This window comes from Saccharothrix luteola (assembly GCF_020859565.1).
GTDB classification, from domain to species: Bacteria; Actinomycetota; Actinomycetes; order Mycobacteriales; family Pseudonocardiaceae; genus Actinosynnema; species Actinosynnema luteola.
Genome location: NZ_JAJHUO010000021.1, coordinates 1 through 19,542 on the forward strand (window position 1 = coordinate 1; position 19,542 = coordinate 19,542).

The following is a 19,542-nucleotide window of genomic DNA, read 5'->3' on the forward strand; positions in this document are numbered from 1 at the left end:
CCTGACCGAACTCCCAGCGATCATCCGCATCGTGACCAGCCTCGAGTACTACCGCCTCGGCTGGTGACCAACTTCTGAATAACGCTCTAGGACTCTCGCACCGCGAACGTAGGACTCTCGCGTCACTCTCACGGACCTGAGCGTTCGACACACGGGACCTGAGTGTTCGACACGCCCGACCCGAACGTTCGACACACGGGACCTGAGTGTTCGACACGCGGGACCCGAACGTTCGACACGCGGGCGGTGTGAGGTGTGGCCGTTTGTGGGTGATCCGGACCGGAGGGGCGTGAGCGGCGGATAAGGTCTGCGGCGATGTCCTTCGCCAGCCCGCTGTTCCTGTGGTTCTTCCTCCCGGTCGTGCTCGCGGCCGTCCTCGTCACGCCCAGGAACTGGCGCAACGGCGTCGTCGCCGTGGCGAGCCTGCTGTTCTACGTCTCCGGCGCGGGCGGCACGACGCTGTTGCTGCTCGCCTGCATGGCGGTCAACTACCTGGCCGGGCGGCGCCTGGAGCCGGGCGCGCCGGGCGACCGCAGGCTGGTCCTGGTCGGCTCGATCGCGCTCAACCTCGGCGTGCTGCTGATCTGGAAGTACGCCGGGTTCGCCACGGGGCAGTTGCACGACATCGCCGCCGTCGTCGGCGCCGACCTGCCGGTGATCGAGCTCGCGCTCCCGATCGGCATCTCCTTCTACACGTTCCACCACATCTCGTACGTGGTCGACGTGTACCGCGGCGAACGCCCCGCCCTGCGCGAGCCGGTCGCCTTCGTCACCTACATCGCGATGTTCCCGCAACTCGTCGCCGGTCCGATCGTGCGGTTCCGCGAGATCGCCGACCAGCTGCCGCAGCCCCGCCTGCACCGCTGGGACGACGTCGCGGCCGGCTTCCCCCGCTTCGCCCTCGGCCTGTGCAAGAAGGTGATCATCGCCGACTCGCTCGCGCCGATGGTCGACGCCTGCTTCGCCACCCCGGCCGACGAGATGACCACGTCGATCGCCTGGCTCGGCGCGATCGGCTACACGCTCCAGCTCTACTTCGACTTCTCCGGCTACTCCGACATGGCCATCGGCCTGGGCCGGATGCTGGGCTTCCGGCTGCCGGAGAACTTCGCCCGCCCGTACTCGTCGGTCACGATCACCGACTTCTGGCGCCGCTGGCACATGTCGCTGTCGCGCTGGTTCCGCGACTACGTCTACATCCCGCTCGGCGGCAACCGCGGCGGCGTGCTGCAGACCTACCGCAACCTGTCGATCGTTTTCGTGCTCACCGGTTTCTGGCACGGCGCCAACTGGACGTTCCTGGTGTGGGGTTTGTTCCACGGCGGGCTGCTCGTGCTGGAGCGCCGATTCGGCTGGGATTCGACGCCTGCCGCCACCCGCACCCGAATTGCCCGCCGGGTCCTGACCATGCTCCTGGTGGTAATCGGCTGGGTGTTCTTCCGCTCCGCCGATCTCGGTACGGCGTTCACAATCATCGGCCACATGTTGTTGCCGGATCTCAGCGGGTTGACCGACGCCGTCGCGGCCGCGGCGACCAATCAGCGCATTGTGCTGCTGGTGCTCGCGCTGGCGATTGTCGCAATGCCCGATCACCCGGTGAGCGGGCCTTACCTGGAGTCTTCCCGGGACCGGATCGCCACCGCCGCCAGGGTCTCGCTGATGACGGTCGGCGTCGGCTACGCGGCGATCCTCGTCGCGAGCGGCACGTTCAGCCCGTTCCTCTACTACCAGTTCTGAAGATCGCCCCACCACGGGCCGCGAAGATCGACAAGCGGGCGATGTTCAACAATTGACTCACCAACCGGCTCGAGGCCGTCGGCGACCGCAGGAACGCGCTGGCCCGGTCGGACCAGCCGTCCGTGCCCAATGGTGGTCGCGGTCGACGTAGGGTAGGCGAGGATTGCTCACGCCGAGTCACCTACCGTCAACTGTCAAGAATAAGTGGGCGATTTTTCGCCGTTGCAACTACTTTATGTAACCGACCTGCTCCGTTCGGGTACACAGTGTGGTAGGACAGAGATTGCACATCCGGCAGCTTCTACCGTGCTAACCGAGGGAATTGTTACTTCGGGTGGGGGTAACGTGACTCACTCATCGGGGCCGACCAACCTGGGGGAGTTGTGACTTCCGGGGGGACCATCCGCGCGCTCGTGGGCAACCGCGAGTTCCGCGGCATGTGGATCGGCTCGACGGTGTCCACCGTGGGCGATCAACTCGCGGCGGTCGCGCTCTCCCTGTTGGTGTTCGAGCGCACCCAATCCGCCGCGTGGACCGCCCTCACGTGGTCGTTGACGCTGTTCCCGCCGCTGGTCTCGGGCCCGCTGCTGGGCTGGGTCGCGGACCGGTTCCCCCGCCGCACGGTGATGGTGTGGTGCGCGTGGCTGCAAGCCGCCCTGGTCGGTCTGATGGCCATTCCCGGCACGCCGCTGTGGCTGATGATCGTGCTGCTGGTCGTCGTGCTGATGATCTCTTCGCCGTTCCTGGCGGCGCAGGAGGCGAGCCTGCCCCACGTGCTGCCGGACAAGCGCTACGACGACGGCGTGGCGTTGTTCGGCACGTCGGTGGACGTCGCCCAGATGGTCGGCCTGGCCGCCGCGGGCTTCCTCGTCACGAACGCCGGCGCCGGCGTCGCGCTCGCGATCGACGCGGCCTCGTTCGTGTGGGTGGCGATCCTGGTGCAGCTGTCGGTCAAGCACCGGCCGGCCGCCGACCCGCGCGGCGCGAAGCGGGAGCCCGATCCCGAAGCCCCGAAGAGGGCGTTCACGCTCCTGGTCACGGAACCGCGGCTGCGCAGCCTGATGGGCATGCGCCTGCTCGCCGGCCTCGCGATGGTCCCCGAGGGACTCGCCGTGCCCCTGGCGGCGAGTCTGGACGCGGTGTGGGCCGTCGGCCTGATCCTGGCCATCGAGCCCGCCGCCAACGTCCTCGGCGTGGCCGTGCTGTTCCGGTTGGTGCGTGATCCGGCGAAACGCGAGCGGCTGATCGGTCCGCTCGCCATACTGTCCTTGGCCCCACTGGTCATGTTCGCGTTGCACCCGAACCTGACCTGGACCATCGCACTACTGGTGATCGCCGGTATGGCCGGCGCGTACCACACGCCCGCTCGCTCGGCGTGGATGCGCATCCTGCCCGACGCCTACCGCGGTCGCGCGTACGGCATCGGCCGTGCCGCTCTGCGCTCGTCGCAGGGCGGCGGGATGGCGTTGGCCGGTGTCGTGGCGCACTCGATCGGCTCGGTGACCGCGACGATCGCGGGTGCAGGCGGCATCGGGCTGTTGCTCGCCACGCAGGCGACCGTAGCCTGGCGACGGGCCCGCACCCGGAACGATCCGAAAGCGGTGGCGATCTGAAACGGACTCATCACATATCGCGATTGTCAAACATGAAGGACCCCTCGGCTGCGGCCCGCTAGCCCGCGGGCACGTACGGTGAACATTCGGTCCGGGATGGAGGGAGCGGCTCACATGTCGCGGTTGCGCATGGCGAACACCTCCTCAGTGCGCATCTCGGGCACGGACGTGCCGCTGCGAACGGCGTTCGCCACGCGGCGCCGGGCAGAGGGTAGGGGGTCGTGGTGAAGAACAGTTTGACTGACCAGAAGGCCTCTGGGGCAGTCGGCCGGCCCTCGATTCGCAACTGGGATCTGTGGACGTTGCGACCGGCCGCGCTGGCGTACTTCTTCTTCATCGAATCGGCGGTGGCGGCTGCCGCCATTTGGCTGCTCACCGGCCTCGACTCGGTCTCGAACGCCGACTGGCTCAGATTCGGCGCGGTGATGTTCGCCATCACCGTGCACCTGATGATCGTGCGTCGGGCCGAGGAGTCGCGCCGCAACGAGTCGGCCGGCCCGCACATCGACCTGACCTCGGTCTGGACGTTCGCCGCCGCCATCGCGCTGCCCGGCGCGCTGGCGGTGCTGGCCACGATCTGGATGCGGATCCTGATCCAGCCGATCGCGCGACGCCAGCCGTACCGGTTCGTGTTCAGCTCCGCGAGCATCCTCGGCGGCACCATGCTGGCCTGGGCCGTGGTGCACCTGTCCGGCACGTCGCTGCTGGCCACCGGCAGCATCCCGACCGACCTGGGCCTCGTGCTCGTGCTCATCGTGGCCGGGGTGGTCAACTGGGGCGCGCAGGGCATGAACATCGCCGTCGCGTTGAAGATCGTCACCCCGCACACCCGCATCCAGGAGTTCCTGGGCTCGCGCGCGGACAACATGCTGGAGCTGAGCACGCTCGGCGCGGGTGCCATGCTCGGCATGCTGATGACCACCCACTGGGTGGGTCCGCTGCTGCTGGTCTTCCCGGTGATCCTGGTGAACTCGCTGCTCTACCACGCCGCGCAAAGGCGGGCGCACCTCGAACGGCTGCTGCGCGAGCAGGAGCAGCTGCAGGCGCGGCTGGCCGAGGACGCGCACACCGACTACCGGACCGGCCTGCTCAACACCAACGGCCTCGCCGAGTACGGGGGCAGGCTCACCGACCGCTGCCGCCACGACAACCAGCCGGTGACCGTGCTGGCCATCGACCTGGACCACTTCAAGCGGATCAACGACACCTGGGGCCACCCGGCGGGCAACGCCGTGCTGGCCGAGGTGGGCCGGATCCTGCGGGAGAAGCTGCGGCCGGGCGACGTGGCCGGGCGCGACGGCGGCGAGGAGTTCGTCGTGGTGCTCGCCGACACGGGCCTGGCCCAGGGCACGGCCATCGCCGAACGGGTGCGCGAGGCGATCGGCGAGATGTCCGTGATGACCACCGACAAGCACCGCAACACCGTCACCCTGCGCGGCCGGAACCTCCCACTGACGGCGGACGGGCCGGACGTGCGCGCCATCTCGGCGTCCATCGGCGTGGCCGTGCTGCCGGACAACGGCGACTGCCTGATGGACGCGCAGCACTGCGCCGACGCCGCGCTCTACGCGGCCAAGGAGAACGGGCGCAACCAGGTGCGGGTCGCCGGCGGCGAGATCCGGCTGCTGCCCGCGCCGCGGGGCGACCAGCCGGTGGCCGAGGGCGCCGCGGACCAGTCGGCCGCCGCCGAGGTCACCCGCACCGCGTAAGTCCCCCACCTGCCGGCCGCGACCGGCGCTCGGCGCACGGGCGTGGCGGGCGTGACGACGCGGGACCGGACAGCCGGGAGCACGACCGGGCCCGCCACCGCAGCCGCGGTGGTCGGCCGACGTGGTCGTCCTGCTTCGCATGGCACCTGTCGTCTCCGCACGGCCCGCGTCCGGCGACCGGGCCTCCGGTGCCCCCTACGACCGCGAGTACCCACTCGCGGGGCATCCCAAACGTGTTACTGGACTCTTTCCCTCTTGCGGCTCATGAGGCGGCAGACCAGGTAGATGAAGAACGAGACCGCGGTGACGAACGCGCTCACCGGCATGCCTGGCGCGAGCGACAGGATCATCCCGCCCAGCACGGACACCTCGGCGAACACCACGGCCAGCACCGTGGCCCGCAGCGGGCTCGCGGTGACCCTGGTCGCCGCCGCCGCGGGCGTGATCATCAGCGACAGCACGAGCAGCGCGCCCACCAGCTGCACGCTCAACGCCGTCGCCACGCCCACCAGCACCGCGAACACCACCGACAGGGCCCGCACCGGCACACCGCGCGCCACGGCCACGGCGGCGTCCACGCTGGCGAAGTGCAGCGGACGGTAGATGACCGCGAGCACCGCCAGCACGGCGACCGACGCGCCGATGAGCAGCCACAGGTCGGTCGACCCGACGCTGACCACCTGACCGGTCAGCAGGCCGAACTTGTTCGCCGCACGCCCGTTGTAGAGGGCCAGGAACAGCACGCCGAGGCCGAGGCCGAACGCCAGGATCGCGCCGATCACCGAGTCGCGGTCCGAGTCGCGCGTGCTGAGCAGGCCGAGCAGCAGCGCGGCGACGACCGAACCGGCCAGCGCGCCGTACCCGACGCCGACGCCGAGCAGCAGGGCCGCCGCGCCGCCGGTGAACGCCAGCTCGCTCGTGCCGTGCACCGCGAACGCCATCTTGCGCGTCACCACGAGGGGGCCGAGCAGCCCCGCCACCAGCCCGAGCACGGCGCCCGCGACGAGCATCGGCTGGACGTAGCGCAACAGGTCCAGCGTCTGCCCGATGTCGAAGAAGTTCTCCATCAGTCCTTCACTCCGCCACGTGGTGCGGCTCGTCCTCGCACACGTGCTGCGCGCCGACCACGTGGATCTGGTCGCGCACGCGGACCACTTCGACGTTCGTGCGGTACAGCTCGGTCAACGTCCGCGAGGTCATCACCTCGGCGGGCGGGCCGATCCGGAACCGGCCCTCGACCAGGTACAGCACCCGGTCGACCAGCGGCAGGATCGGGTTGATCTCGTGGGTCACGAACAGCACGGCCGTGCCCTCGGCCCGGCGCCGGGCGTCGATCAGGTCGCTGACCACGCGCTGGTGCGCGAGGTCGAGCGAGAGCAGCGGCTCGTCGCACAGCAGCACCTCGGGGTCGCCGACCAGGGCCTGCGCCACCCGCAGCCGCTGCTGCTCGCCGCCGGAGAGCAGGCCGACGGGCTCGTCGGCGTACCTCGTCGCGCCGACGGACTCCAGCGCCGCGTCCACCCGGGCCCGGCGTTCGCGGCGGGTGCGCCAGCCGACGCCCCAGCCGTGCCCGTCCAGGCCGAACCCGACCAGGTCACGGCCGCGCAGCGCGAGGCTCGAGTCGATCGCCCGCTGCTGCGGGATGTAGCCGATGCGCCGGTTGCCGCCCGCGACCCGGACCGTGCCCGCGGACAGCGGTTGCAGGCCGAGCAGCACCCGGATGAGGCTGGTCTTGCCCGAGCCGTTCGGCCCGAGCACGGCCACGAACTCGCCGGGGGCGACGTCCAGGTCCAGGCCGTCCCACAGCACGCGGTCGCCGTAGGACAGCCGCGCGCCGCGCAACGCGACCGCCGCGCGCGTGGACCTGTCCGCCACCTGAGCCGTCCCGCCCGACAACGTCATGCGCCGAGCGCTCCCACCAGCGAGTCGACCTGCTTCGTCATCCAATCAAGGTAACCCGTGACGCCTTCCGGCAGCGTCTCGGTCACCTCGGCGATCGGCACGCCCGCCGCCTTGGCCTGGTCGACCACCTGCCGCGTGCCCGCGTTCTCCGTCTGCGCGTTGTTGACCAGCGCGGCGACCTGCTTCTGCTCGATCAGGCGGATGACGTCGGCGAGCGCGGCGGCGGGGATGTCGGTCTCGTTCTCCACGGCCTCGCTGAACGACTCCGGCGTGACGTCCTCGACGCCCGCGGTGTCGAGCAGGTAGTGCGCCACCGGCTCGGTCGCGACCACCTTCTTGCCCGCGCCCTTGCCCTCGACGCGCTGCTCCAGCTCGGTCAGCTTGGTCGTGAAGTCCTCGGCGTTGGCCTCGAAGGTCGACTTCTTGTCCGGCGCGATCGCGCCGAGGTCGGCGGCGGCCTGGTCGGCGACCTTGCGGACGGTCTCGAAGTCGTACCAGACGTGCTCGTTGACGGCGTGGTCGTGGTGCTCCTCGCCCTCCGGCTCGGCCGACGTCTCGGGCTCCTCGTGCTCGGAGGCCTTGCCGGACACCGGGAACGCCTCGATCTTCTTCGCGCCCTCGGTCTCGGGGCCGAGCAGGGTGGCGAAGAAGTCGTCGTAGCCGCCGCCGTTGAAGATGACGAGCTTGGCGTCGCGCACCGCGGCCAGGTCGGACGGCTTGCTCTCGTAGGAGTGCGGGTCGCCGGACGGGTCGTCGATGATGGCGCTGACCTGCACGGCGTCGCCGCCGACGGCCTTGACCACGCTGCCCCACACGTTGGTGGAGGCGACGACCTTGATCGCGCCGTCGTTCGCGGCGGGGGTGTCCTGGGCACCGCAAGCGGTGAGGGCGACGGCGGTCGCGGCGGCCACCGCGCCGAGCAACACGTTGCGGACAGTCATCAGAGCACTCCTCGACAGGCGGACGCACAGGCAATGGAAACCGTTGTCGAGTTCAGTTTAGAACGCTCCGCTACCGACACGCCCACCGACCGGGTGTTTTACATGCCACAGGGGCCACTTCACCGTCGCGCGGGAGGTGGCCCCTGTGGCTCGAAGATCGTCAGTCGGTCAGGCGGTGGCCGGACTCCGGGTGGAACAGGTGGACCTCGCCGGCGTCACGCACGGCGACCTTGACGGTCTGGCCCAGGGTCGGCGGCGTGCGGCCGTCGACGCGGACCACGAACCGCTCGGGCACGTCGCCGATGCGGACAGAGCCGTGCATGAGCGCGTCCGCGCCCAGCTCCTCGACCAGCTCGACGGTCATGTCCATGCCCTGCTCCGAGGAGCTGACCAGGGCCAGCGACTCGGGCCGGATGCCGAACGTGACCTCGGACAGGCCCTCGCCCGCCGCCTTGTCCAGCGCGCGGCGCTCCAGCGGCACCACGATGCCGTCGAGCTTCGCGCCCTCCGACGTCAGCGGCACGGTCTTGAGGTTCATCGCGGGCGAGCCCATGAAGCCGGCGACGAACGCGTTGGCCGGCTTGTCGTACAGGGCGCGCGGGGTGTCGCACTGCTGGAGCAGGCCGTCCTTGAGCACGGCGACCCGGTGGCCCATGGTCATGGCCTCGACCTGGTCGTGCGTGACGTAGATCGTGGTGGTGTCCAGGCGGGCCTGGAGGGCGGCGATGTTCGCGCGGGTCTCCACGCGGAGCTTCGCGTCCAGGTTGGACAGCGGCTCGTCCATGAGGAACACGGAGGGCTCGCGGACGATCGCGCGGCCCATCGCGACGCGCTGCCGCTGGCCGCCGGACAGCGCCTTCGGCTTGCGGTCCAGGTACTTCTCGAGGTCCAGCATCTTGGCCGCCTCGGCGACCTTCTCCCGGATCTCGGTCTTGTTGACGCCGCGCAGCTTGAGCGCGAAGCCCATGTTCTCCGCGACCGTCATGTGCGGGTACAGCGCGTAGGACTGGAACACCATCGCGATGTCGCGGCCCTTGGGCGGGACGTTGGTGACGTCCTTGCCGCCGATGTGGATGGCGCCCTCGTCCACGTCCTCCAGACCCGCGAGCATCCGCAGCGCGGTGGACTTGCCGGAGCCGGACGGACCGACCAGAACCAGGAACTCGCCGTCGGTGACGTCCAACGACAGCTCGTCGACCGCGCGGACCGGCGGGTTGCCGGAGAAGATCCGCGAAGCCTTGACGTAGGCGACCTCAGCCATGCCACGCACCTTTCACTACCCAAGCTTTGCCGCAACGCTAGGGATTGCAAGCGCTTACGGGAACGGGTGAATTGGTCTAGTTCCGGATCGGTTCAGGCCCTGGTAGTGGTGGTACATGGCCACCGAACTCGTGCTCGTCCGCCATGCGACCTCCGTTGCGCCCACGCCGGGCGGCCCCGACGAGCTGGCTCGTCCGCTGCGGGACTCGGGCCTGGTCCAGGCCCGTGACCTGGTGGAACAACTGCGGGCACTGCGTCCGACGGCGGTCCTGTCGAGCCCTTACCTGCGTGCCGTGCAGACGGTCCAGCCGACCGCCGATGCCCTGGGTGCGACCGTCGAGACCAGGTGGGACCTGCGGGAGTGGGACTCGGGCATCCCACCGACGCCCGACTACGCGCGGCACTACGCGCACAGCTGGGACCACCCGGACTTCGCGCGGCCGGGCGGCGAGAGCCTGGCCGCGCTCAGCGACCGGGTGCGGCGGGCGTTGACGGCGGTGGCCGAGGAGCACGACGGTGGCGTGGTGCTCATCGGGACGCACGGCACGTTCGCCGCACGCACCCTCCTCGCGGCCGGCCACCCGGTCGGTTGGACGTTCCTGAAGGACATGCCGATGCCCGCTGTCCACCGGGTCCGATGGGGCGGCGATCACCCGATCGAGGCGTCCGGACCAGGCCTTTGACCAGCGGTATTGCCGCTGGCGCGCGGCACGCCGGCTCCCTAACCTCTCCGCCATGAAGGTCATCGATCAACGGGAGTTCGACCAGAACCCCGCTCAAATCATGGAAGCAGTCGAGGCGGGCGAGACCTATCACGTCACCCGCGACGGCACCGAGGTCGCCGAACTGCGCCCCCCGACGTACCGGCAGCCCTTGAACACCGACGAGGTCATCGCCGTGGTCAAGGACCTGCCGCCGGTCGACTACGCGGAGATGCGCGCGGAGGCGGACGAGTTCTGGGGCAACGAGGACCGCCTCGGCGACGACGACCCGTGGGAGCGTCGGCGTGGCTGAACGTCGACCGGCCGGTGTCCTCGACACCAACGTTTACATCGACCTGGCGAAGGTCGACCGGATGGAACTCCCGGAGCGCTTCGAACTGACCACCATCACCTTGGCGGAACTGCAGCAGGGCGTCGCGCTGGCGAAGGAGGCGACAGCCCGCGACGATCGCGGCAAGCGGTTGCGTGCCGCGATCGCGGGTTACTACCCGCTGCCCTTCGACCGACGGGCGTCCGCTCGGTTCGGCAGCCTGGTCGGCCTGACGATCGCAGCCGGCCGCGACCCCCGATCGCGCAAGTTCGACCTGATGATCGCCGCCATCGCCTCGTCCAACGACCTGCCGCTCTACACCCGCAACCCGAAGGACTTCGTCGGCCTGGAGGAGTTGGTCGAGGTCGTCGAGGTGTGATGGGAGGGCCTCCACGACGAGGTGGAGGCCCCCGTCCGCATCAGCCCTTCACCGCGCCCGACGACAGGCCCGTCACCAGGAACTTCTGCACCAGGTAGAACACCACGATCGCGGGGATCGCGACCAGGATCGAGGCCGCCGCCAGGTGGCCCCACTCGGTCCGGTTCTGCTGGACGAACACCTGCAGCCCCACGGCCAGCGTCTTCGACTCGTCCGCCGCCGACAGGAACGCCGACGCGAACGCCACCTCGCCCCACGCCGTCAGGAACGCGTAGAACGCCGTCACGGCCAGCCCCGGCCGGGCCAGGGGCAGCACCAGCCGCCAGAACACGCCGAACGGCGACAGGCCGTCCACCCTCCCCGCCTCGTCGATGTCGGTCGGGATGGTGTCGAAGTAGCCCTTCAGCATGTACGTGCAGAACGGCACGGCGGTCGTGCAGTAGACGAGCACCAGGCCGAGCGACGTGCCCTGCAACCCGAGCGCCAGCAGGATGTTGTACAGCGGCACGATCAGCACCGCGAACGGGAACATCTGCACGACCAGGAACGACAGCATCAGCGACCGCTTGCCCGGGAACCGGAACCGCGACGCCGCGTACCCCGTCGTGGCGGACAGGAACACCGCCAGCACCGTGGTCATCAGCGCGATCAGCACCGAGTTGCCGAACCACGACAGGAAGTCGCCCTTCTCGCCGGCCAGGATCCGCCCGTAGTTGTCCAGGCTGGAGTCGTTGACCAGCTTCGGCGTGGTCTCCACGGCCTTGGCGTCCGGCTTGAACGACGTCACGAGCACCCAGAACACCGGGAACACCGCGATCAGCGACGCCACGACCAGCGCGCCGTGCAGCCCGACGCTGGCCAGCGGCGACCGCTGCGAGCGCTTGAGCCCCCGGGCCGGCTGGACGGCCTTCAAGGAAGCGGCTTCGACCGTCATCACCACACCTCGCCTTGCTTGCGCAGCGCGCGCCGGTACACGCCCGCGAACACGAGCAGCACGGACAGGATCAGCACGCCGTAGGTCGACGCCACCGCGAAGTCGCGGGACGCGCCGGAGAAGAACCGCTCGAACGCGTAGGTCACCAGGATCCGGGTGTTCGGGTTCGGCCCGCTGATCAGGTAGATGATCGCGAACATGTTGAACGTCCAGATGATGCCCAGCAGCACCACCGTGCTCGACACCGACCGCAGGCCGGGCAGCGTCACGTTGCGGAACCGCTGCCACGGCGTCGCGCCGTCCACCTCGGCGGCCTCGTAGAGGTCGCCGGGGATCGACTGGAGCCCGCCGAGCAGCGCCACCATCATGAACGGCACGCCGAGCCACACGTTGACGATGATCACCGCGACCAGCGCCCAGTCCGACTGGCCGAGCCACACCGGCGGGTCGTCCAGGCCGAGGAAGCGCAGGAACTGGTTGATGATCCCGTACTGCGCGTTGAACATGTACTTCCACGCGAACGCGCTGATGAACGCGGGCACGGCCCACGGCAGGATCAGCAGCACCCGGTACGCCGCCCGGCCTCGCACCTCCCGGTTGAGCAGCAGCGCGAGGCCCAGGCCGATCGTGTAGTGGAAGAACACGCAGCCGAACGTCCAGACCAGCGTGCGCACCAGCGTCGACCAGAACGCGCCGTAGCTGGGGTCGCCGGACAGGACGTTCAGGTAGTTGTCGAGGCCAACGGAGACGTAGGTCGCCGGCCGGTCGAGGATCGGGTTGGCGATGTTGCCCTCGTTGATGTTGGTGAAGGTGAAGAACACGCCCTGCGCGAGCGGGAACAGCACCAACACCGCGATGACCACCACGACCGGCAGCACCATCGCGTACGCGTACCAGTGCCGGTCCAGGAACCTGCGCACCGAAGTCTCCCTTCGCCGCCTCGCGGCGCCCGGCCCACGACCGGGCCGGGCGCCGCGAGGGATGGTCAGCCGACGGTGTACTCGGGGACGACGGTGTCCTGGTACTTCTTGGCCACCTCGTCCAGCGCCGTCTTGGCGTCCTTCTTGCCCGCCAGCACGTCGGCGTAGGCGATCTTCAGCGGGTCGAACAGCTCGCCGCCCTCGGGGATCCACGCGCGCGGGTGGGCGGCGGTGACGACCGGCTCGAAGGCGGACACGACCGCGTTGGCCTTCACGTCGGCGTTCCCGTAGGCCGACTTGCGGGTGGGCAGCAGGCCCAGTTCCTTGGCGATGCGCACCTGCGACTCGGTGCTGCTCATGCAGGCGATGAACTTGACCGAGGAGTCCTTGGCCTTGGTGCCCTGGCGGATCACGTAGTCGTGGCCGCCGACCGGCGCGGAGCCCTTGCCGGCGGTGGCGCCGGGGACGGGCGCGATGCCCAGGTTGGCGGGGTCGGCGAACGCGGCGCCCTTGAGGTAGTCGGCGACCGACCACGGGCCGTTGACCACCATGGCGACCTCGCCCGAGGTGAACGCGGCCTGCATGTTGTTGTAGGAGTTCGTCGGGTCCAGCGCGGTGGACGCGGCCTTGGCGTCCAGCAGGCCCTTGGCGGTCTCCAGCGCCTTCACGTTGTCCGCGGAGTTGACCACGATCTTCTTCGCGTCGGCGTCGACCAGGTCGCCGCCCTCGCCGTAGATGAACGGCAGCGCGTAGTAGGCGTCGTTGTTGACGAAGATGGTCTTCTCGCCGCCGAGCTTGGCCGCGGCGGCCTTGACCTCGTCCCACGTCTTCGGCGGCTCGACACCGGCGTCGGCCAGCAGCTTCTTGTTGTAGAACAGCGCCAGCGAGTCGGTGACCTGGGGGACGCCGTAGGTCTTGCCGTCGTACTTGGTGGAGCCGAGCGGCGTGTCCAGGAAGTCGGACGTGTCGTTGACCAGCTCCGTGCCGGCCAGGTCGACCACGTAGCCGAGCTTGGCCAGCTGCGACACCCACGCGACCTCGGCGCGGAAGACGTCCGGGCCCTGACCGCCCTGCGCGGCGGTCTTGTAGTTGTTCAGGGCCGCGTCGAAGGGCACGGTCTCGGTCTTGACCTTGTAGCCGCCCTTGGTCGCGCACTCCTGCGCGATCGCGGCGAACACCGGGCCCTCGTTCGGGCCGCTGGTGTCCCAGAAGGTGATCTCGCCGGAGTCGCCGGACGCCGATCCGCCGTCGCCACCACCGCACGCGGTGAGGACGAGGGCGGAGACGGCCGCCACTGCGGTCACGAGGGTGGTACGTCGCATCGTTGCTGTCGTCCCTCCTGCGGGCCTCCACCGTGATGAAGGCTCTTGCAAGAACTTGCGAAATTGTTGACGCGGATTTCATCCCGCCGACCAGGGCCGGGTCAAGGGTCTTGACGTAACCAAGCCGTAACGGCCCAGGCCGGGCGGAGGAAACCAAGGTGGGCGTTGCAAAAATTTGCCGCTGACGGCAGGCTGCACGTCACCCACAAGTCTGCGAGGAGGCACGGTGTCCGGTCTGTCCGAGATCGCCAGGGCAGCCGGGGTGAGCATCTCCACGGTCAGCCGGGTGCTCAACCGCCGGGCGGGCGTGAACGACGAGACGCGCCAGCGGGTGCTCGCGGTGCTTGCGGAAATGCCTTACACGCCGCGCGGCCTGGGCGCGCTGCAACGCACCGGTGTGATCGGCCTGCTCGTGCCCGAGTTGTCGAACCCCGTGTTCCCGGCGTTCGCCGAGGCGTTGGAGGTGCGGGCCGCGCGGCTGGGGTACTCGTCGCTGCTGTGCAACACGCGTGCCACCGGCGCGGGGGCGATGGGCGAGGAGGAGTACGTGCGGATGCTCCTCGCGCGCGGCGTCGAGGGCATGGTGTTCGTGTCGCCGGAGATCACCAACGTCGAGGTGCCGCTCGGCCAGGCGCCGCGGCCGTCGTACTACGCGAAGCTGCTGGCGGACGGCGTGCACATGGTGTTCCTCAACGGCGCGACGCCGTCGTTGGACGTGCCGGACGTGACCGTGGACGAGCAGCACGCGGGGTACGCGGCGACCCGGCACCTGGTCGAGCTGGGCCACCGGCGGATCGGGTTCGTGTCGGGGCCGGCGCGGGCGCTGCCGTCGCGGCTCAAGCGGGCCGGGTGGGCGGCGGCGCTGGAGGAGGACGGGCTGCCCGCGACCTCCGACTTCGTGGCGCACGCGCCGTTCGGGCCGGAGGGCGGGGCGGAGGCGGTGGCGACGCTGCTGGACACCGTGCGGCCGACGGCGGTGATCTGCTCGTCCGACCACATGGCGATCGGCGTGCTGCGGGAGGCGCACCGGCGCGGGCTGACCGTGCCGCGGGACCTGTCCGTGGTGGGGTTCGACGACATCCCGCTGGCGTCGTACTGCTCGCCGTCGTTGACCACGCTGGCGCAGCCGATCGAGGAGATGGCGGCGGCGGCCGTGGACGAGTTGGTGCACCGGCTCGACCCGGATCGGCGACGACGTCCGGCGGGGAATTACACGCGTGTTTTCCGGCCGCGGTTGGTCGTGCGCGAGTCGTCCGCTGAGCCCCTATTGGTTTAGACCATTGTACCCCGAGGTAACCATCCCTCATCTGCACTGATGACGATTTAGAGGGACGCCGGTCACCCCCACTTCTGCAAATGGTTCTGAACCGTTACGGTCACTTCATGGCGCGGTCGATGCATGTGCGACGCCCCGCGACGCTCGCCTCACTGGCGGCGGAGCTGGGTGTTTCCCGGACAACGGTGTCCAACGCGTACAACCGTCCCGACCAGCTCTCGCCAGAGCTGCGACGCCGGGTGTTGGAGACAGCGAGACGACTCGGGTACCCGGGGCCCGACCCCGTGGCCCGTTCACTGCGGACGAGGAAGGCCGGTGCGGTGGGCCTGCTGCTCACCGAGAACCTGTCCTACGCGTTCCGCGACCCGGCGGCGATCGGGTTCCTGGAGGGGTTGGCGCTCGCGTGCGAGGACGCGGGCACCGGGCTGCTGCTCGTGCCGGCGAACCCCGAGCGCGAGGACGTGGCGGCCGTGCACCGGGCCGGGGTGGACGGTTTCGTGGTGTACTCCGTGCCCGACGACGACCCGCACCTGGCGGCGGTGCTCGAGCGGCCCGTGCCGACGGTCGTGTGCGACCAGCCCGACCTCGGCAACGTCGACCGCGTCGGCATCGACGACCAGGCGGCCATGCACGCGTTGGCGCAGCACCTGATCTCGTTGGGGCACCGGCGGGTCGGCGTGGTGTGCATGCGGCTGGCCCGTGACCGCAACGACGACTTCGTCGTGCCGGAGCGGCAGCAGGCGGCGCACTTCCACGTGCAGCGGGCCCGGTTGGCCGGGTTGGCGCAGGCGTTCGCGTCGGTCGGCGTGGACTGGGAGACCGTGCCGGTGGCCGAGCGGTTCGACCACACCATGGCCTCCGGCGCGTCGGCGGCGGCGCAGGTGCTGGAGCGCGACCCGCAGATCACCGCGCTGATCTGCACGTCGGACATACTGGCCCTGGGCGCGATGGCGGAGGTCCAGCGGCGCGGCCTGCGCGTGCCGGTCGACATCACCGTCACCGGTTTCGACGGCATCCGCGAGGCGGAGCAGGCCGGTCTGACGACGGTGCGCCAGCCGGTCCTGGAGAAGGGCCGCGCGGCGGGCAAGCTGCTCCTGGACTCGGCCGAGCGCACCCGCCCCCGAGCCGTCACCCTGTCCACCGAACTGATCCACGGCACCACCGCCGCCCCACCGCGCGGGACGGCGGAGGAACGCTGGTTCGGCCCGTGACCGGAACCCGGTCCTGACGGCCACCACCCACCGCTCTTGAACCCTTCGCAGGGGTCCTCGCCAAGGGGACCCCTGCTTTCGTTTGCGCGAGGGCTCCCGGCCGGGCGCGGACGTGAGCCCCGCTCACCGATCGACATGATTCCGAATGGCTGCGGAATACCCATCGGCCACCTATCCGAGAAATGCGGAATGGGCCAATCCGGTCACTACCGTGGATACGGGTAACACCGCGGGTATGCCACCGATAGTACCGGCGAGGTTCCACCGAGCGGAGCTAGGTCGCCGGAGCGACCGCAAGGACAATGGTGGCGGGCCGGGAGGCAGCATGAGTCGCGATCACCGTGACGCGCACGGCAGGTGCGGGCGATGAGCGTCGCGACCGGGACGGGCACCGCCGAAGAGGTGCTCGACCCGGCCGAGAAGAAGCGCCTGCACGAACGCGGAGCTCTCCGCTTCGCGTTCGCCGTGACCATGGTCCTGTCCTTTTCCTCGGTTGTCGTGACCGCCAGCGGGTCATGGCAGTACGCGGAATCGCACTGGTACGTCTACCTCGGTTTCTCATTCTTCACGCTCATCTCCTCCACCGCGTGCCACGTGTTCATCTTCCAATTCCTGCCCACGCGCAAGCGGTTCAAGTCCGACATGCAGGTCGTGGACGCCGACTACGACCGATTCCGGGATGAGAAGAGCGAGTTCAGCACTTCCCTCTCCGAAGCGCAGCTGCCGATGTTCGTCGACTCGCTGATCAACCCGAAAGCGACCCGCGGCCGGATCATCGAGGAGATCCGGCCGATCCGCCGGGTCCTCCACCAGTCCGTCTCCACGACGGTGAAGTCCGCCGACGCCGACGTCGACGTCATCTACCCGCTGATGACCCCTCAGAAGGGGTCGCTGCAGGACCACCTCGTGCTGCGGATCAACGGGGACGACACGGCCGCCACGTTGACCTACCACGAGTACCTCGTCCTCATGGCGAGCATGCTCCGCGCGCTGGTCGCGGCGCCGAAGCTCAAGGTGAGCCAGGCCGACTGCGATCGGCTGGACACCATCACCGCCAAGGCGTTCGGCCACATCGCCAGGCGCGGCCGGATCGAATCCGCCCAGGCGAGGGATCTCGCGGAGTGCGTCTCCGAGATCGAGCGGATCGCGACGAGGCTGAAGGACGACCAGCCCGGGCAAGCCGATGACGAAGTGGAACTGCTCAGGCTGACCGTGGGCCTGATCACGAAGATGGCCGGCAACTACGCCATCGTCGTGGTGCTGCCGCACGACGTGTTCCAAGGCGGCCGGGCCATCGTGACGTACCAGCGGTACATCATCCCGCAACTCGTCCGCGCCCCGGTCAGGCAGTTCGCGCGATACCTCCGCGATCGCGCCCGAATGCTGCTGGGCACCCGGCCCATCAGCCTCGAGATCCAGCTGAACAACGCCGCGCTCGCCCGCTCCTACCACCTCAACGTGTTCGCCCCGGACGGCATGCACCTGGGCGAACAGGAGCTGATCAACGGAAACGGCCGGTTCAGCTCGCGCAACGAGGCGCGCAAGCCCTCCGATCCCTACAAGCGCTTCCGCAAGCGCCTCGGCCAGGGGTACCTGCACCTGTACCTGCGGTCCATCCCGGCCGACCTCGCCGACAACCTCCGAGTGCGGATGCGCTTCTACGAGACCCCGCCCGGATCCATGGCCCCGACGATGATGGCGGCGCTCGCGAGCTTCGCGTTGATCTACATCGCGGGCGCGGTGATCTCGGCCGCGAACAAGACGTTCGACAGCGACTTCCCGGCGCTCGTCCTCGCGTTCCCCGCGCTGGCCGCGGCGTTCGTGGGATTCGACAAAGGCGCCGGCCAACTGCTCGGCGGCACCTTGGCGTCACGCGCGTCGTCCCTGACGACGATCATCGTCTCGCTACTGGCGAGCGGTCTGTACATGGCGCAGACGGCGGACGAGATGACCATGAAGTCAGCGTTCGAGCTGATGCTGATCGACAGCACCTGGTGGCAGGTGCTCGCATCCTTGGCCTTGCTGAACTTCACGGTTTCTTCATTCGTCTGGGTGACAAGGACGTACAGCTACTACTGGCTCGCCTCGCGCGAGACGGGCGAGAACACCGGATGGGACGGTCACCGATGAGTTTGACCAGCGACCAGCGCATTGACCCGGGCTCACAGTTACCCCATACTCCGACCATGCCGGGCGACGGGTTACGCGACGGGTCGGGACACGATCTCGGCGCGGGTTTGCTCGGCAAGCTCCTGCGTCTGCTCGAAAGGCTTTCCTCGCGAGCCGCGCACTCCGATTCCGAATCGAAGTGGTCGGTGTACACGGGTGAAGGACGGGCCACCGCCGCGGGCAACGAGTGGATTCAGAACATCGATGTGGAAAGGTTGCTCCGGCGGCCCGTCGCCCGAGCGGCGTTCGCCGCGACCGTGGCGATCAACAATCAGCCCGAGGCCACCGGCGAGGCCGGCGAGGCGGCGTTGCTGGAGGAGTACCGGCGACAGTTGCGCCGCATACAGGACGAAGATCGCGCCAACCGCCCGTCCACCTGAACCGTCGTCATCGGATCGGCCCACTACTCGGCCGGCGGCGATAGGCCTCACGTCACGCGGAAGATCACCGGGTTGCTCGCCTTGCCCGCCACGACCGCCGTGAGCAGGTAGTCGCCCGCACCCAGCCTGGAGTGCTTGCGGCAGCCCGGTTCCGACGTGCCGCCCGTCCACCGCAGGCCGTAGGCGAACCGCTCACCCGGCCGCATCACGCGCACCTCGGACCCCTGGGTGGCGAAGCAGTCGTTGCTCGACCACAGCCGCGTCGCGCCGTCCACGCTCGTCACGACGAGCTCGCGCACCTGCCGCCCGATCTCCTTCGCGCACGGCAGCGGGCCGGTGTTGGAGATGGCGATGGTGAACTCCACGGGGCGCCCGGCGGGAGCCGAGGGGTTGTCCACCTCGGCCACCACGGCCACCTGCGCGTCGTCGCACGGCGGTGGCGGCCCCGGCGGCAACGTGGGAGGCGGAGGCGGAGGCGTCGTCGAGGACGACGAGGTGACCACCGGCGTCGCGGGCGGCTCCGGCGGGCGGGACGACGGCTGGGCGGCCACCGGCGCCTGCTCGCCTCGCCCGATCAGGACGCCGACCAGCCAGACCGCGAGCACCAGCGCCACCACCGCCCCGGCGACCGCGAGCGCGCGCCGCCGCCAGTACACCGACCGCGGGTGCGGGCCTGTGTGCTCGGTCACGCGGTCGAAGGTAGCCGGGTCGCGTGGAATTGCCGGGGAAGCATCGGTCCCCCGATGAGGTGAACGTG

The 19,542-nt window shown here is 69.5% G+C and carries 18 protein-coding genes; 10 read left to right on the forward strand and 8 right to left on the reverse strand.

Annotated features, from left to right (window positions below):
- Positions 1 to 315: 315 nt before the first annotated feature.
- From LNK82_RS27595 to LNK82_RS27605, 3 genes are all read left to right on the forward strand, one after another.
- Positions 316 to 1,737: an MBOAT family O-acyltransferase gene (locus LNK82_RS27595; protein WP_230569928.1), complete on the forward strand. Its 1,422-nt coding sequence runs from the start codon at positions 316 to 318 to the stop codon at positions 1,735 to 1,737.
- Positions 1,738 to 2,120: 383 nt separating this feature from the next.
- The gene (locus LNK82_RS27600) at positions 2,121 to 3,350 is read left to right on the forward strand and encodes an MFS transporter (RefSeq protein ID WP_230569929.1); all 1,230 of its coding nucleotides are present in this window, start codon (positions 2,121 to 2,123) and stop codon (positions 3,348 to 3,350) included.
- Between the two features lie 302 nt (positions 3,351 to 3,652).
- Positions 3,653 to 5,059, forward strand: a complete 1,407-nt coding sequence (locus LNK82_RS27605; protein ID WP_230569930.1) for a GGDEF domain-containing protein — start codon at positions 3,653 to 3,655, stop codon at positions 5,057 to 5,059.
- 236 nt (positions 5,060 to 5,295) lie between these two features.
- Here the strand turns inward: LNK82_RS27605 and LNK82_RS27610 are convergent, their stop codons facing one another.
- From LNK82_RS27610 to LNK82_RS27625, 4 genes are all read right to left on the reverse strand, one after another.
- Positions 5,296 to 6,126 (reverse strand): metal ABC transporter permease, encoded by an 831-nt coding sequence (locus LNK82_RS27610; protein WP_230569931.1) that lies wholly within the window; start codon positions 6,124 to 6,126, stop codon positions 5,296 to 5,298.
- A 7-nt stretch (positions 6,127 to 6,133) separates the two neighbouring features.
- Positions 6,134 to 6,961: a metal ABC transporter ATP-binding protein gene (locus LNK82_RS27615; RefSeq protein WP_230569932.1), complete on the reverse strand. Its 828-nt coding sequence runs from the start codon at positions 6,959 to 6,961 to the stop codon at positions 6,134 to 6,136.
- Positions 6,958 to 7,902 (reverse strand): metal ABC transporter solute-binding protein, Zn/Mn family, encoded by a 945-nt coding sequence (locus LNK82_RS27620; RefSeq protein WP_230569933.1) that lies wholly within the window; start codon positions 7,900 to 7,902, stop codon positions 6,958 to 6,960. Before LNK82_RS27620 ends, LNK82_RS27615 begins: the two co-directional genes overlap by 4 nt.
- A gap of 160 nt (positions 7,903 to 8,062) precedes the next feature.
- Positions 8,063 to 9,163: an ABC transporter ATP-binding protein gene (locus LNK82_RS27625; RefSeq protein WP_230569934.1), complete on the reverse strand. Its 1,101-nt coding sequence runs from the start codon at positions 9,161 to 9,163 to the stop codon at positions 8,063 to 8,065.
- A gap of 115 nt (positions 9,164 to 9,278) precedes the next feature.
- Here LNK82_RS27625 and LNK82_RS27630 point away from each other — a divergent pair, with 115 nt between their 5' ends.
- From LNK82_RS27630 to LNK82_RS27640, 3 genes are read left to right on the forward strand one after another with little or no spacing between them, the layout of a single operon-like run.
- Positions 9,279 to 9,845, forward strand: coding sequence for a histidine phosphatase family protein (locus LNK82_RS27630; protein ID WP_230569935.1), 567 nt, complete (start codon positions 9,279 to 9,281; stop codon positions 9,843 to 9,845).
- Positions 9,846 to 9,897: 52 nt separating this feature from the next.
- Positions 9,898 to 10,176, forward strand: coding sequence for a type II toxin-antitoxin system Phd/YefM family antitoxin (locus tag LNK82_RS27635; protein ID WP_230569936.1), 279 nt, complete (start codon positions 9,898 to 9,900; stop codon positions 10,174 to 10,176).
- Complete coding sequence (locus LNK82_RS27640; RefSeq protein WP_230569937.1) at positions 10,169 to 10,573, forward strand: PIN domain-containing protein; 405 nt, start codon at positions 10,169 to 10,171, stop codon at positions 10,571 to 10,573. The genes LNK82_RS27635 and LNK82_RS27640 overlap by 8 nt, the downstream gene beginning before the upstream one ends.
- A gap of 40 nt (positions 10,574 to 10,613) precedes the next feature.
- On the opposite strand, the gene LNK82_RS27645 is transcribed toward LNK82_RS27640, so the two are convergent.
- From LNK82_RS27645 to LNK82_RS27655, 3 genes are all read right to left on the reverse strand, one after another.
- Complete coding sequence (locus LNK82_RS27645; RefSeq protein ID WP_230569938.1) at positions 10,614 to 11,507, reverse strand: sugar ABC transporter permease; 894 nt, start codon at positions 11,505 to 11,507, stop codon at positions 10,614 to 10,616.
- Entirely contained in the window at positions 11,507 to 12,427 is a 921-nt protein-coding gene (locus LNK82_RS27650) for a carbohydrate ABC transporter permease (protein WP_372470666.1), read from the reverse strand. The genes LNK82_RS27645 and LNK82_RS27650 overlap by 1 nt, the downstream gene beginning before the upstream one ends.
- 65 nt (positions 12,428 to 12,492) lie before the next feature.
- Entirely contained in the window at positions 12,493 to 13,749 is a 1,257-nt protein-coding gene (locus tag LNK82_RS27655) for an extracellular solute-binding protein (protein ID WP_230569939.1), read from the reverse strand.
- Positions 13,750 to 13,975: 226 nt separating this feature from the next.
- On the opposite strand from LNK82_RS27655, the gene LNK82_RS27660 reads away from it, so the two are divergent.
- The 4 genes from LNK82_RS27660 (at position 13,976) to LNK82_RS27675 (ending at position 18,785) form a co-directional block, all read left to right on the forward strand.
- Positions 13,976 to 15,025, forward strand: a complete 1,050-nt coding sequence (locus LNK82_RS27660) for a LacI family DNA-binding transcriptional regulator (RefSeq protein ID WP_230569940.1) — start codon at positions 13,976 to 13,978, stop codon at positions 15,023 to 15,025.
- A gap of 107 nt (positions 15,026 to 15,132) precedes the next feature.
- Positions 15,133 to 16,236, forward strand: a complete 1,104-nt coding sequence (locus LNK82_RS27665) for a LacI family DNA-binding transcriptional regulator (protein WP_230569941.1) — start codon at positions 15,133 to 15,135, stop codon at positions 16,234 to 16,236.
- 366 nt (positions 16,237 to 16,602) lie between these two features.
- Positions 16,603 to 18,366 (forward strand): hypothetical protein, encoded by a 1,764-nt coding sequence (locus LNK82_RS27670; RefSeq protein ID WP_230569942.1) that lies wholly within the window; start codon positions 16,603 to 16,605, stop codon positions 18,364 to 18,366.
- A 56-nt stretch (positions 18,367 to 18,422) separates the two neighbouring features.
- A complete protein-coding gene (locus LNK82_RS27675; RefSeq protein ID WP_230569943.1) occupies positions 18,423 to 18,785 on the forward strand; it encodes a hypothetical protein in 363 nt (120 codons plus the stop codon).
- A gap of 47 nt (positions 18,786 to 18,832) precedes the next feature.
- Here LNK82_RS27675 and LNK82_RS27680 read toward each other — a convergent pair whose 3' ends face one another.
- Positions 18,833 to 19,474 carry a hypothetical protein gene (locus tag LNK82_RS27680; RefSeq protein WP_230569944.1) on the reverse strand — a complete coding sequence of 214 codons (642 nt, stop codon included), beginning with the start codon at positions 19,472 to 19,474 and terminating at the stop codon, positions 18,833 to 18,835.
- Positions 19,475 to 19,542: the final 68 nt, after the last annotated feature.